The organism is Pseudonocardia sp. SID8383 (genome assembly GCF_009864975.1).
Lineage (GTDB): Bacteria > Actinomycetota > Actinomycetes > Mycobacteriales > Pseudonocardiaceae > Pseudonocardia > Pseudonocardia alni.
In genome coordinates this window covers 1-11,612 of the sequence record NZ_WWFY01000521.1, presented here as the reverse complement: position 1 = coordinate 11,612, position 11,612 = coordinate 1, and the positions used below count along the sequence as shown (strand labels likewise).

Genomic DNA, 11,612 nt, shown 5'->3' with positions numbered 1-11,612 from the left:
GGCCGCCCCGGCGACCCCGCCAGTAGCCCACGCTCGGTCCGGCGGCGCCGGCGACGGCGGCGGTGAGACCCGCGGCGACACCGGGCACCGTGCCGGTGCCGGCGAGCACGCCGAGTCCGACCGTCACGCTGATGCCGGGCAGCACCACGCCGATCAGCAGACCCGACTCCACGACCAGCGCGACCGCCGCGACGACGAGCAGACCCGTCCCGAGCTCGCCCGCGAGCACCGCCATGCCTTCCGCGATCACGCTGCCCCGCGGTTCCCCGGCCGCCGGCCCGCGTCGCGCTCGGACATCGGGCGGGACGCTAGCAGGGCGCTCCGGCGTCGAGCGGGACCCTCTCCACGTGGTCGGCCGCCGCCGGCGGGTGCCGGCCCGGTGCGTCAGGACGGGGGCCGCAGCGGTGTCGTGCGTGGGCGACCGCCGGCCCGGCGCGCGACGACGCCGACGACGTCGGAGGCGGTGACGATGCCGTCGATCCGGTCGCCGTCCGCGACGAGGACGGCGTCCCGACCGTCGGCCGCCATCGCCGCGGCGGCCGCCGACAGGGGCGCCGAGGACGGCAGTACCGCGACCGGGCCGTGGACCTCGGCGACGGTGAGGACGGCCGGGCCCAGCGGACCCCACTGGGCGGCGACGCCCCGGAGCAGGTCGGACTCGGTCACGAGGCCGATGCAGTGCGGACCTGCGAAGACGGGGAGGTGGTGGACGTCGTGGGCCAGCATCAGGTCCAGCGCGGTCCGGACCGGGGTCTGCGGGGTGACCGCGACCAGGCGTGAGGCGACGACCGCGTGCAGCGGCGGGTCGTCGTCGACGGTCTCGGGCGGGGCGTCGAGCCGGAATCCCGCGCGGTCGTCGTGCTGGCTCATCGTGATCCCTCCGTCGGCCGACACGCGCAGCCTGCCCCGTCACCGCCCCGGGGGGACGGGCCGGAGGTCCCGCTGCGCCCCTCGGTCCGGCCCCTGTACCGGGCCACCGACCACCGTCAAGTCGATAACGACATTCGCTACTGTGTCTCCTCCGTCGTCGGCCGGGCCGGGCCGTCGGTACCACCCTCGCCCGCGACGGCATCTACCACCGCGCCCCGACCCGCCCCGGCACCGCGCCGGCCGGGAGCCTCGGCGCGACCGTGCTCGTCGACGGCACGATCGCCGTCGACGAGTGCGGCCGGACCTCGGTCCCGGGGGCTCCGCCGCCGGCGACGCGGCCCGTCAGCCCGGGCTGCCCGACGGCGTGACTCTGGTGGGCGTGGGCGCCGGGAGCGGCGTCGCCGCGGCGGTGTGGCTGGAACAGGAGCTGTTCCGGACCGGTCTGCCGGTCGCCCCCGGCCAGGGGTGAGCCCGCCGGGCGCCGTCGGCGTAGCGCGCCGACGCGACCACGTGCGCCGTCGTCGTGACGACGAGGCTGGTCGTCGGCTCCGGAACGTCGTACCGTGCCCCGGAACATCTCGCCCCTGCCCCCGGCGAACCCGTCAGCAGTGTCCGTGACGTGCCTGGACGACATCCGTCCCGCGGCGCGGACCCGGGTTCGGGGGCCGTGCGTCGGCACCCGCCCGTCACCGACCGGCCGGCTCCTGCCGCGTCCGGCGACGAGGGGGCAGTCCCATGATCTCCGTCCTGGATCGAGCACGTCGTCTCCGGCGGCGTCATGGCTGAGCTCCGGCGGCTCCCTGCTCCGGTCACCACCATGTGGGACTGGCAGATGCACGCCGCCTGCCGCGAGACCGACGCCGGCGTGTTCTTCCACCCGTCCCGCGAGCGCGGTCCGGCCGCGGCCGCCCGCGACGCCGCCGCCAAGCGGGTGTGCGCCGTCTGCCCGGTGATCGAGGAATGCGGCCTGTACGCCCTGCTCGTGCAGGAGCCCTACGGCGTGTGGGGCGGTCTCACCGCCGGGGAGCGCCACGAGCTGCTGCGCGCCGGGCGGGGTGCCCTCCGGCGCCTGGCGGGCCGGACCCGTACCCGCCCCGAGGAGCGCGTACCGCTGACGGCCGAGTTCCGTGCGAGCACCACCGTGAACGCCGACGCCGCGGCGCTGTTCGCGTTCCTGTCCGACGTCCGCAACCTGCCCCGCTACGTCTCCCGGATGACCGCGGCCCGGACCGGCGACGGGAACGAGGTGCTCACGGAGTCGGAGACGCCGGACGGCACCCGCGCCGAGGGCGAGGCCTGGTTCGACGTCGACCGGGACGCCCTGCGCATCGCCTGGGGTTTCGAGGGCCCCAGCGACTACCGCGGCTCCCTGGAGGTCACCGATATCGGGACCGCCGGCGGGCCGGGCTCGCAGGTGACGGTGTGGCTGCACACCACGCGCGTCTCCGAGCACGACGGGATCGTCCAGGGCGCTCTCGACGCGACCGTCGCCGCCGTCGGAGCGCTGGCCGAGGAGCACTACGCGAGCACGTGAGCGTCCCCGTCCCCGTCCGGGCCCGACCGATGCGAGGTAGTCCTGTGACCGCTGCGCCACCGCCCCGCCGCGTACCGGCGCCGGTCCTGCGGAAGGTCCCGGCGTGAGCCGGGTGTGGTTCGACCCGGCACCGGGGCCGTGGTCCCGCAGACCGGGGCGGTTCGGCGCGCTGCACCGGGTGGCGGCCACCGTGTCCGGGCTGGTTCTCTGCGTCGTCGGTGTCCTGGTGCTGCCCACCTCGTGGAACATCCTCGCCTTCGGCATGTCCAACGTCGTGTTCAGCCTGGTGTCCGGTGCGTTGCTGCTGGTCCTGGGTGCGTGGGGCCGGTTCACCGGCGGGCTGCCGCCGGGGAACCCGTACCGCCGGGAACGTCGCCCCGGGGAGGACCGCGACGGCGTCACCGGAACCGGGGCGACCGGGCGGGGGGAGGACCGGACCGCCGGGCGGCGCCGGACCCGCCGCGGGGACGACGGCTGAGACCGGCCCCGCCCAGGAGAACCGTGCACGCCCCCTCTCCACCGACGAGGAGGGCCGTGACGAGCACGCAGTCGAACGGCCGCAGCGGTACCATGGACGTCGCCGAGTTCGGACACGAACTCCGGTCCTACCTCACGGGGAAGGGCGCGGTCGTCGAGTACGGCTTCGGCGGTGCCGACGACGACCGGTCCGGACGCCGGGTGGGCGACCTGGAAGCTCGACGGCACGATCAGGATCAGGACGACGGACCGGGACATCCCCGGCTCGGTCGGCCACGCCGGGCCCGGGGCCCGACCCGCCGCCCCGGGGGACCACCCGGGCGCCGGCGAGGCCGTCGGAGGACGTCCGCGACCACAGGTCGCCTACCACGTGGCCCAGTCGCTGGACCACGCCGACGTCGCCGACCGCGACGCCCTCGCGGCGAGTGCGTTGGCCGCCGCGGCGGCCGGCGCCGGGATCATCGTCGGCCACAGCGGCATCTCCTGGAGACGACCCGTCAGCTCGTCGACCACCTGCCCGTCGTGATCTGCCCCCGCTGGTCCGGACCCGCACCCGGCCGATCGCGGTCGCCGACGTCCGGACCGGTCGGTCGCTGATCGACTCGATGGGGAACGAGGTCGTCGTCTACGACGACACCGTCCGGGAGCTCGTCCCGTTCGACCGCATGGGCTACGACGACGCGGTGCGCGTCGCGCTCGCCGAGCGGCGCGGCCTGAGCCGGGCACGGGAGGCCGTAGGGCTCCCCGTGCCCGGTGCCGGGCGTGTGGTGCTCAGCGGTTCTTGGCGCAGACGCACCCCTGCGAGGACCCGCCCGCGATCTTCGCCGAGCAGAACCTCCGGTCGATGGCGTCGTGGTCCGCCCAGGGGTGCGGGCAGACCGGGCAGAGGTCGTCCGGGCGGGTGTCGTCGGTGTCGGGTGCGGGCTGCCGGTCGTCCATGCTGGTGGTGCTCCTTCGGGGGGTCGCCCCGAGCGGACCCGGGGACGGGTCAGGGGGCAGGTGGCCCGGTGGGGCGGCGCAGCGGGGCGCCGACCGCGTGCAGGTGACGCAGGACCTCGGCGTAGGAACGCAGGGGCCCGGTCCGGGTGTAGGGCAGGTCGTGGGCGGTGCAGAACGCCTGCACGATCGGCTGAGCGCGGCGCAGGTGCGGGCGCGGCATCCGCGGGAACAGGTGGTGCTCGACCTGGTAGTTCAGGCCGCCCATCGCGAGGTCGAGCACCCGGCCGCCGAGCACGTTGCGCGAGGTCAGCACCTGCTTGTGCAGGTGGTCCAGCCGCCGGCCCGCCGGGATGACGGGCATGCCCTTGTGGTTCGGCGCGAACGCCAGCCCCATGTACACGCCCCACAGCCCCTGGTGGACGACGACGAAGACGACCGCCTGCAGCGGGTCGAGCACCCAGAACACCGCGCCCAGGTAGCCGACGGCGTGCGCGAGGAGCAGCGTCGCCTCCAGCCGCGGGCGGGGGACCTCACGACGGACGACCGCCCGGACGGCGGTGATGTGCAGGCTCCAGCCCTCCAGGAGCAGCAGCGGGAGGAACAGGTACGCCTGGTGGCCGACCATCCAGCGGACCGGGCCGCGTGTGGCGGCGGCCTGCTCGGGGCTGAAGGCGAGGACCGGGATGTCGATGTCCGGGTCGTCGTCGGCGTGGTTGGGGTGGGCATGATGGGCGGTGTGCTGGGTGACCCAGGAGCCGTAGCTCAGCCCGACGAGCCCGCCGTGCAGGTAGCCGACGACGTCGTTGGCGCGCCGGCCGGCGAAGATCTGACGGTGGCCCGCGTCGTGGCCGATGAAGGCCAGCTGCGTGGTCACGACCGCGAAGAACACCGCGAGCAGCAGCTGCCACCAGGACGGGCCGAGCCACACGAACACGGTGAGGCCGCCGGCGAGCAGGACCGCGTTCGCCGCGAACAGGAGCAGGTAGGTGCGGCGGGCCTGCTGCAGCAGCCCTGCCCCGGACACCAGGGCGGCCAGCTCGCCGAACCCGCCCGCCGTCGTCGGACGGGTGCCGCGGGTGGACGGTTCGGTGGATGGGGACGTCGTCATGCGTGTTCTCCGGTCGACCCTCGGGGCACGTGGCGGGCGGTCCTGACGACCGCTCGGTCGCGCGTCGGAACGAGCCGCCGGGGACAGGGGCGACCACGGGACCGGAGCCGGTCCGGGAACGATCGGAACCGCGCCACGGGACGGGACGGTCACGCCTCCGTAATGTGGCACACGGCGGGTCGGGCCGCACGTCCGGGCGTCACGGCCTGTTCCGGGGCTTCGACGGGACCTCCGTGCTGAACGTCGACGGTGACAGCTCCCCGGTGACGATCCGGCCTGCGACCTCGGACAGGCGCAGGTTCTGCCGCCGGCAGTACCGCCGGAGCCGGTCGAACGCCTCGTCCATCCCGAGCTGCAGCGCGTGCGCGAGGACACCCTTGGCCTGTTCGATGGTCACCCGGTTGTTCAGCGCGGTCTGGAGCTGTTCCTGCACCGTCTCGCGTTGCCGGATCGTGCGCTCGGACAGGATCCCGATGGTGGCGACGTCGGCCAGCGCCTGGCCCAGCCGCAGGTCGGCCTCGGGCAGCGGGCCCGGCCTGCGGTGGAACAGGTTCAGGGCGCCGATCGCCCGGTGCCGCAGCCGCAGCGGCAGCGCGTGCACCGACCGGAACCCCCCGTCGGCCTGCGCGGCCTCGACGAAGCGCGGCCAGCGACGGGCGGCCTCGGTGGAGCCGGCGATGTCGGGGATCAGCACCGGCATGCCGGTGCTGAAGCAGTCCATGCACGGCCCCTGGTCCGACTGGAGCTGGAGCAGCTCCATGGTCCGGGCGTCCTCGCTGGAGGCGGCGACGGCGCGCAGCTCACGGCGGGAGTCGCCGAGCAGGATCCCGGCGGCCTCGGCGTCGAGCAGCGACACGCAGTGCGCCGCGAGGCGGTCGAGAAGGTCGATGACGTCGTAGTCGTCGACCAGGGTGTCGGCGAGCGCGACGAAGGCGAGGGCCACGTCCTGCTCGCGGTCCGGTGTGCTCATGACGGTCCTCCTGGGTGTGTGCGCGGCATGGTCACAGGGTCTCCTCGGTGAACGCGAGCCGTCGCGCGACGACCTCGCGGGCGACGTCGGCGAGCAACATGTCGTGGCCGAAGGCGTAACCCCGCATGCGGGCGAGCGCCTCGGTGGGCGAGCACCCCAGCTGGGCGAGCACCATGCCGGTCGCCTGGTGCACCTCGGCCCGGTACCCGGTGGTCTCGTCCAGCCAGCGCTCGGTGTGACCGACGGAGCCGTCCGGTGCCACCGGGACCTCCCGGGCGGGCACCGGCATGGTGCGGTTCCCCAGGAACAGCCAGGTCGTCGTGTCGGCGACTGCGGACAGGTCGCTCCACTGGTCGTCGGTGAGCTGTCCCGGCGCGATCCGGTACAGGTCGAGCACACCGAGGGTCACCGCCCCCCACTGCAGGGGCAGCGCGAACAGGGCGCCGACCGCGGTCCGCTCGGCGACCGCGGCGGCGAACAGCGGCCACCGGGCCGTGTGGTGGTCGTGGTGCAGGTCCGGGACCAGCACGGGGCGGCCGCTGTGGGCGGCCTCCATACAGGCGCCCTCGTTGAGGCTGAACTGCAGATCCTCCAGCAGACGGGCGGTCGCGTCGGTTGCGGCCAGGATGGTCCGGGTGGCGGCGGTGGGCAGCAGCGAGATGGCCGCACCGTCCACGTCGAGGCCGTCGACGCAGGCCCGGCAGACCTGCTCGGCGAGCTCGCGCTCGTCGGCGGCACCCGGGGCGTTCGCGACGACGGCGCGGGTCACCGCCCCGCGCTCACCCACGCCGGTCGGCGATCGGGGCGGCCGGGCCGGAGCGTGGAGCAGGGCACGGATGGGGTCGACGGTCGGGCATCAGCACCGGCTCTCCGACCACGCCCGTGCGGAGCACGGCCGGGGGTCGATCGTCGTTCGCCGGGGACGGCGGGCGCCGCTCACGACCGGCGCCGGGCGCCGTGGAGCCGTGATGACCTCGGTGGGCGCTCACCGTAGCCGTTGCGCCGGGGGCGTGGTCGTCGCGGCCCGCGGGCGTCCGGGTGGGCCGGCCGGTCGTCGCTCACCGAAGTGGGGCCGGGCGTGGACGGGCCGCGCGCACCGCGTCGAACCGCCCGTCGTCGAGGTCACCGGGCACTGACATGGTCCGGCGGGCGCTCAGCGCTGCCGGACCGGCCGGACGAGGATCTCGTTGACGTCGATCTCGGGGGAGGTGCCGACCGCGTAGGCGACGGCGTCGGCGACGGCCTCCGGTGCGATCGCGTGCCTGCGGTAGACGGCCATGGCGTCGCGGGCGGTCGGGTCGGTGATGCCGGCGGCGAGTTCGGAGGTCACGACACCGGGGGACACCGTGGTGACCCGGATGCCCGGCGACGACTCCAGACGCAGGCCCTCGGTGATCGCCCACGCCGCGTGCTTGGTGCCGGCGTAGACCGCCGCCGTCGCATCCACCTCGTGGGCGCCGACCGAGGCCGTCGTCACGAAGTGGCCCCGGTCCGCGGAGGTGAAGTGCCCCAGGACGGCGTGGATCGTGTGGAGGAGCCCGCGGATGTTCACGTCGACCATGCGGTCCCACTCCTGCACCAGGCCGGCGTCGAGGCGCGACAGCGGCATCACCCCGGCATTGGCGACGGCGACGTCGATCCGGCCGTGCCGGGCGACGACGTCGTCGACGAGCGTGACGAGGGCGTCGCGGTCCACGACGTCGACCGGGTGCGGTTCGACACCGGGCACCTGCGCGGCGAGGTCGGCGAGCCGGTCGGCGCGCCGGGCGGTGGCGATCACGTGGTGGCCGTCCTGGGCGAGCCGGGTCGCGATCGCGCGGCCGATGCCGCTGCTCGCGCCGGTCACCAGGGCCACGGGGGTGGGGTTCGTGTCGTTCATGGCCTCCTTCCTACGAGCCGCGGCGACGGCGCGGCAGGGCGCGACGGTCGTGGGAGTGCCACACCCACCCCGGCCGGCGCGGGGTCGCCTAGGGTCGCGTCCATGGTGGCCACACCGCTCGGCGAGTACCTGCGGACCCGGCGCGCACGGGTGACCCCCGACGCCGTCGGCCTGGTCGCGGCGGGGGCCCGTCGTGTCCCGGGGCTGCGTCGTGAGGAGGTCGCGCTGCTGGCCGGGATGAGCGCCGACTACTACGTGCGGCTGGAGCAGGGCCGCGAGCGGAACCCGTCGGCGCAGGTGCTGGAGGCGCTCGCGGCCGTCCTGCGGCTCGACGACGACGCCCGGATGCATCTGTTCCGGCTGGCGGGGGCGGCGCCGCGGCCCCGGGCCCCGATCGCGGACGAGCGGCTCGACCCGCAACTGGCTGCCCTGCTGGACAGCTGGCCGGGCCGGCCCGCGATCGTCCTCGGCCGCGCCTACGACGTGCTGGGCGCCAACCGGCTCGGGGCGGCGCTCGGGTTCGCCCCCGGGACCAACCTCGTCGAGAAGGTCTTCGAGGACCCGGCCTCCCGCACCTTCTACGCCGACTGGACCGCCGCGGCGGCGAACACCGTCGCCGGGTTCCGGGTGCTGCACGGCCAGGCCCCGGACGACCCCCGTGTCCGGCAGGTCCTCACGGCGGTGCTGGACCGCAGCCCTGAGTTCGCCGAGCACTGGGCCCGGCACGACGCGCGGGGCAAGGGTGCCGAGCACAAGCGGCTGGTGCACCCCGACGTCGGCGCGCTGGACCTGCAGCTGCAGTCGTTCGACGTCCGGTCGGCGCCGGGACAGCAGCTCGTCGTCTACGGGTGCGAGCCGGGGTCGGAGACGGCGGACCGGCTGGAGCTGCTGGGGATCGCCGCCGCGTCCCGCGCCTGACACCGTCGCCGGCCCGGGGCCTCAGTGCGCCGCGTCCACCACGTCCTCGCGGGTCAGCCGCCGCCGGAACACCCAGAACGTCCAGGCCTGGTAGGCGAGCACGACCGGCGTGACGACCGCGGCCACCCAGGTCATGATCGTCAGCGTGTAGGGCGTCGACGCCGCGTTCACCACGGTCAGCGAGAAGGCCGGGTCGGTCGTCGACGGCAGCACGTCCGGGTACAGCGACCCGAACAGCGTCACCGCAACGGCGACGATCGCGACCGTCGTCGCGGTGAACGACCGGCCCGACCGGCCCCGGACGGCGGCAAGGGTCCCGCCCGCCAGACCGAGGGCCGCGACCAGGACCGGGGCGACGATCCACACCGGGGCGCCGTCGACCAGCGTCCAGACCAGGAACGCCGCACCCGCCGGGATCGCGCCCAGCCCGGCCGTCACCGCGACGGTGGCCGCGCGCTCGCGCACCGGGCCGTCGGTCTTCAGCGCCAGGAATGCGGCTCCGTGCAGGGCGAAGACCAGGACCGTGGTGACGCCGCCGAGCAGCGCGTAGGGGTGGAGCAGGGTGAGCAGCGTGCCGGTGAACTCGTGGTCGGCGTCGAGCGGGACACCGTGCACGATGTTCGCCAGCGCCACCCCGAGCAGCAGTGCCGCGGCGAGCGACGAGCCGGTCAGCACGCGGTCCAGCACCGGGGCCCAGCGCGGCTCCTTGGACCGGTACTCCAGCGCGATCCCGCGCAGGATCAGCGCGACGAGCAGCAGCAGGAACGCCAGGTAGAAGCCGGAGAACAGGCTCGCGTACCACTCGGGGAACGCGGCGAAGGTCGCCCCGCCCGCGACGAGCAGCCACACCTCGTTGCCGTCCCACACCGGGCCGATCGTGCCGAGCGCGACGCGACGGTCGGCCTCGTCGCGGGCGACGACGGGCAGCAGCATCCCCACCCCGAAGTCGAAGCCGTCCAGGCAGAGGTACCCGGTCCACAGGACCGCGATCAGGACGAACCAGACGTCGACGAGTGCCATGGCGCTCTCCTCCTCAGTAGGTCGCCACGGGGGCGGAGGTGCCGGACGGTTCCGGGACGGCCGGGGCCGCAGGGGGCGGCGGACCGGCCTGTACGGCCCGGACGAGCAGGACGACCTCGACGACGGCCAGCGCGCCGTAGAGCAGCGTGAACACGACCAGCGAGGTGAGCACCGACGCCCAGCCGACGCTCGGCGAGACCCCGTCGGCAGTCCGGAGCACGCCGTAGACGACCCAGGGCTGGCGGCCCGCCTCGGTGAAGATCCAGCCCGCGGTGTTCGCGAGCAGCGGTGCGGCCAACCCCAGGCCGGCGGCCGGGCCGAACCAGCGCGGCAGCCGCCGCGTCGCCCGCGAACGCCGGGTCAGCCAGAGCCCCGTGACGGCGAGCAGCCCCGCCAGCACCCCGAAACCGATCATGAGCCGGAACATCCAGTAGCTGAGCGGGATGTCCGGTGTGTACAGACCCGGCCCGAACGCGGCGACGGCCTCCTCCTGCAGCTGGTGGATGCCCTCCACCTCGCCGTCCCAGGTGCCGGTGGCCAGGAACGACAGCAGCCGCGGGACCCGCAGGCTCCACAGCTCGCGGGTGCCGTCGAGGGAGCCGATGGTGAACACCGAGAACGACGCCGGCGCGACGGTGTCGTAGAGCGCCTCCGCCGTGGCCATCTTCATCGGCTGCTGCTGGGTCATCAGCCGGGCCTGCAGGTCCCCGGTGAGGGCGACGCCGAGGCTCCCGGCGAGCGTCGTCCACAGCCCGACCCGGATGGAGGGGTGGAACACCTCCGGGTGGCGGCCGCGCACCAGGTTCCAGGCGCTGATCGCGCCGAGGAACATCCCGGCCGTCACCAGGCACGCGGTGAGGGTGTGGGTGAACGCGCCGACCGCGGTGGAGTTGGTCAGGAGCGCGCCGAAGTCGGTCAGCTCCGCCCGGCCCGACACGGGGTTCACCGCCGACCCGACCGGGTGCTGCATCCAGGAGTTCGCGGCGAGGATGAAATAGGCGCTCAGCACCGTGCCGGTCGCGGCCAGCCAGATGCAGGCCAGGTGCACGCCCTTCGACAGCCTGTCCCAGCCGAAGATCCACAGACCGAGGAAGGTCGACTCCAGGAAGAAGGCGAGCAGCCCCTCGATCGCCAGCGGGGCACCGAAGACGTCGCCGACGAAGCGGCTGTAGTCGCTCCAGTTCATCCCGAACTGGAACTCCTGCACGATGCCGGTGACGACGCCCACCGCGAAGTTGATCAGGAACAGCTTCCCCCAGAACTTCGTGGCGCGGAGCCAGCGCTCGTCGCGGGTGGCGTACCAGGTGGTCTGCAGGCCCGCGACGAGCAGGGACAGGCCGATCGTCAGCGGGACGAACAGGAAGTGGTAGACGGTGGTGATCGCGAACTGCCACCGCGCGAGGTCGAGGTCCATCACGCCCTCCGGAGCCGGCGGGTCCCGTGTGGACCCGTCACCCGATCGTCGTCCGCGACGGGTGGACGGGGCTCCGGGCGAAGGGCGGTCCGCGGCCCACCGGAGGGCCCGCCGGCCCGGGACGAAGGTCCCGGGCCGGTGCTCCGGGTCAGCCCGGGTCGATCAGGTCGGCGGCCGGACGCCGCGGAGTCGCCGGGACGGGGACCCCGTGGCCCAGGCGCAGGACGACCTGCGGGGGCCGGTCCCGGGCGAGCGAGCGGCGCACCCGCTCCCGCACGTCGGGGACCTCCACCAGCTGGGACACCGGCGAGGCCGACAGGCCCTCGGCGGTCGCGGTCAGCAGCACCCGCGCCAGGGCCTCGCCGGCACGCAGGTCGTCGCGGGGGCCGTCGAGGTGCGAGGTCAGCACCGCGATCAGCGGCGCCGACTCGAACGCGGCCGGCGCGGGCCGCGGGTGGGCGGGGCCGCCGAAGTCCCGGGTCA

At 74.8% G+C, this 11,612-nt stretch carries 12 protein-coding genes and 2 pseudogenes; 4 read left to right on the top strand and 10 right to left on the bottom strand.

Annotated features, from left to right (window positions below):
* Positions 1–235: pseudogene (locus GTW08_RS12920) on the bottom strand (hypothetical protein); the annotation flags it as partial.
* A 149-nt stretch (positions 236–384) separates the two neighbouring features.
* Complete coding sequence (locus GTW08_RS12915) at positions 385–870, bottom strand: CBS domain-containing protein (protein WP_139282680.1); 486 nt, start codon at positions 868–870, stop codon at positions 385–387.
* Positions 871–1,648: 778 nt separating this feature from the next.
* On the opposite strand from GTW08_RS12915, the gene GTW08_RS12910 reads away from it, so the two are divergent.
* From GTW08_RS12910 to GTW08_RS31040, 3 genes are all read left to right on the top strand, one after another.
* Positions 1,649–2,404 carry a WhiB family transcriptional regulator gene (locus tag GTW08_RS12910; RefSeq protein ID WP_083658032.1) on the top strand — a complete coding sequence of 252 codons (756 nt, stop codon included), beginning with the start codon at positions 1,649–1,651 and terminating at the stop codon, positions 2,402–2,404.
* Positions 2,405–2,507: 103 nt separating this feature from the next.
* Positions 2,508–2,882, top strand: a complete 375-nt coding sequence (locus GTW08_RS12905; protein WP_073573988.1) for a hypothetical protein — start codon at positions 2,508–2,510, stop codon at positions 2,880–2,882.
* Positions 2,883–3,053: 171 nt separating this feature from the next.
* The gene (locus tag GTW08_RS31040; RefSeq protein WP_202417105.1) at positions 3,054–3,407 is read left to right on the top strand and encodes a hypothetical protein; all 354 of its coding nucleotides are present in this window, start codon (positions 3,054–3,056) and stop codon (positions 3,405–3,407) included.
* A gap of 245 nt (positions 3,408–3,652) precedes the next feature.
* Here the strand turns inward: GTW08_RS31040 and GTW08_RS31035 are convergent, their stop codons facing one another.
* From GTW08_RS31035 to GTW08_RS12885, 5 genes are all read right to left on the bottom strand, one after another.
* Positions 3,653–3,820, bottom strand: a complete 168-nt coding sequence (locus GTW08_RS31035; RefSeq protein WP_202417104.1) for an RGCVC family protein — start codon at positions 3,818–3,820, stop codon at positions 3,653–3,655.
* 49 nt (positions 3,821–3,869) lie between these two features.
* Positions 3,870–4,928, bottom strand: coding sequence for a fatty acid desaturase family protein (locus tag GTW08_RS12900; RefSeq protein WP_161151968.1), 1,059 nt, complete (start codon positions 4,926–4,928; stop codon positions 3,870–3,872).
* Between the two features lie 199 nt (positions 4,929–5,127).
* Positions 5,128–5,898 carry a GAF and ANTAR domain-containing protein gene (locus GTW08_RS12895; RefSeq protein ID WP_073573986.1) on the bottom strand — a complete coding sequence of 257 codons (771 nt, stop codon included), beginning with the start codon at positions 5,896–5,898 and terminating at the stop codon, positions 5,128–5,130.
* Between the two features lie 31 nt (positions 5,899–5,929).
* Positions 5,930–6,685 carry a GAF domain-containing protein gene (locus GTW08_RS12890; protein WP_083658031.1) on the bottom strand — a complete coding sequence of 252 codons (756 nt, stop codon included), beginning with the start codon at positions 6,683–6,685 and terminating at the stop codon, positions 5,930–5,932.
* A gap of 366 nt (positions 6,686–7,051) precedes the next feature.
* Positions 7,052–7,777 carry an SDR family oxidoreductase gene (locus GTW08_RS12885; protein WP_073573985.1) on the bottom strand — a complete coding sequence of 242 codons (726 nt, stop codon included), beginning with the start codon at positions 7,775–7,777 and terminating at the stop codon, positions 7,052–7,054.
* 102 nt (positions 7,778–7,879) lie between these two features.
* Between GTW08_RS12885 and GTW08_RS12880 the strand changes: the two genes are divergently transcribed.
* Entirely contained in the window at positions 7,880–8,695 is an 816-nt protein-coding gene (locus tag GTW08_RS12880) for a helix-turn-helix domain-containing protein (protein ID WP_073573984.1), read from the top strand.
* A gap of 21 nt (positions 8,696–8,716) precedes the next feature.
* On the opposite strand, the gene cydB is transcribed toward GTW08_RS12880, so the two are convergent.
* The 3 genes and pseudogenes from cydB to GTW08_RS12865 all read right to left on the bottom strand — a co-directional run.
* Positions 8,717–9,715: a cytochrome d ubiquinol oxidase subunit II gene (gene cydB, locus GTW08_RS12875; RefSeq protein ID WP_161151967.1), complete on the bottom strand. Its 999-nt coding sequence runs from the start codon at positions 9,713–9,715 to the stop codon at positions 8,717–8,719.
* Between the two features lie 13 nt (positions 9,716–9,728).
* Positions 9,729–11,132 (bottom strand): cytochrome ubiquinol oxidase subunit I, encoded by a 1,404-nt coding sequence (locus GTW08_RS12870; protein WP_161151966.1) that lies wholly within the window; start codon positions 11,130–11,132, stop codon positions 9,729–9,731.
* Between the two features lie 145 nt (positions 11,133–11,277).
* Positions 11,278–11,612: pseudogene (locus GTW08_RS12865) on the bottom strand (nitroreductase); the annotation flags it as partial.

What these genes read in the sequence shown, in the direction of transcription:
- GTW08_RS12915 (WP_139282680.1), bottom strand. Translation starts at nt 870, where the DNA reads ATGAGCCAGCACGACGACCGCGCGGGATTCCGGCTCGACGCCCCGCCC.
- GTW08_RS12910 (WP_083658032.1), top strand. Translation starts at nt 1,649, where the DNA reads ATGGCTGAGCTCCGGCGGCTCCCTGCTCCGGTCACCACCATGTGGGAC.
- GTW08_RS31035 (WP_202417104.1), bottom strand. Translation starts at nt 3,820, where the DNA reads ATGGACGACCGGCAGCCCGCACCCGACACCGACGACACCCGCCCGGAC.
- GTW08_RS12900 (WP_161151968.1), bottom strand. Translation starts at nt 4,928, where the DNA reads ATGACGACGTCCCCATCCACCGAACCGTCCACCCGCGGCACCCGTCCG.
- GTW08_RS12895 (WP_073573986.1), bottom strand. Translation starts at nt 5,898, where the DNA reads ATGAGCACACCGGACCGCGAGCAGGACGTGGCCCTCGCCTTCGTCGCG.
- GTW08_RS12885 (WP_073573985.1), bottom strand. Translation starts at nt 7,777, where the DNA reads ATGAACGACACGAACCCCACCCCCGTGGCCCTGGTGACCGGCGCGAGC.
- GTW08_RS12880 (WP_073573984.1), top strand. Translation starts at nt 7,880, where the DNA reads ATGGTGGCCACACCGCTCGGCGAGTACCTGCGGACCCGGCGCGCACGG.
- cydB (WP_161151967.1), bottom strand. Translation starts at nt 9,715, where the DNA reads ATGGCACTCGTCGACGTCTGGTTCGTCCTGATCGCGGTCCTGTGGACC.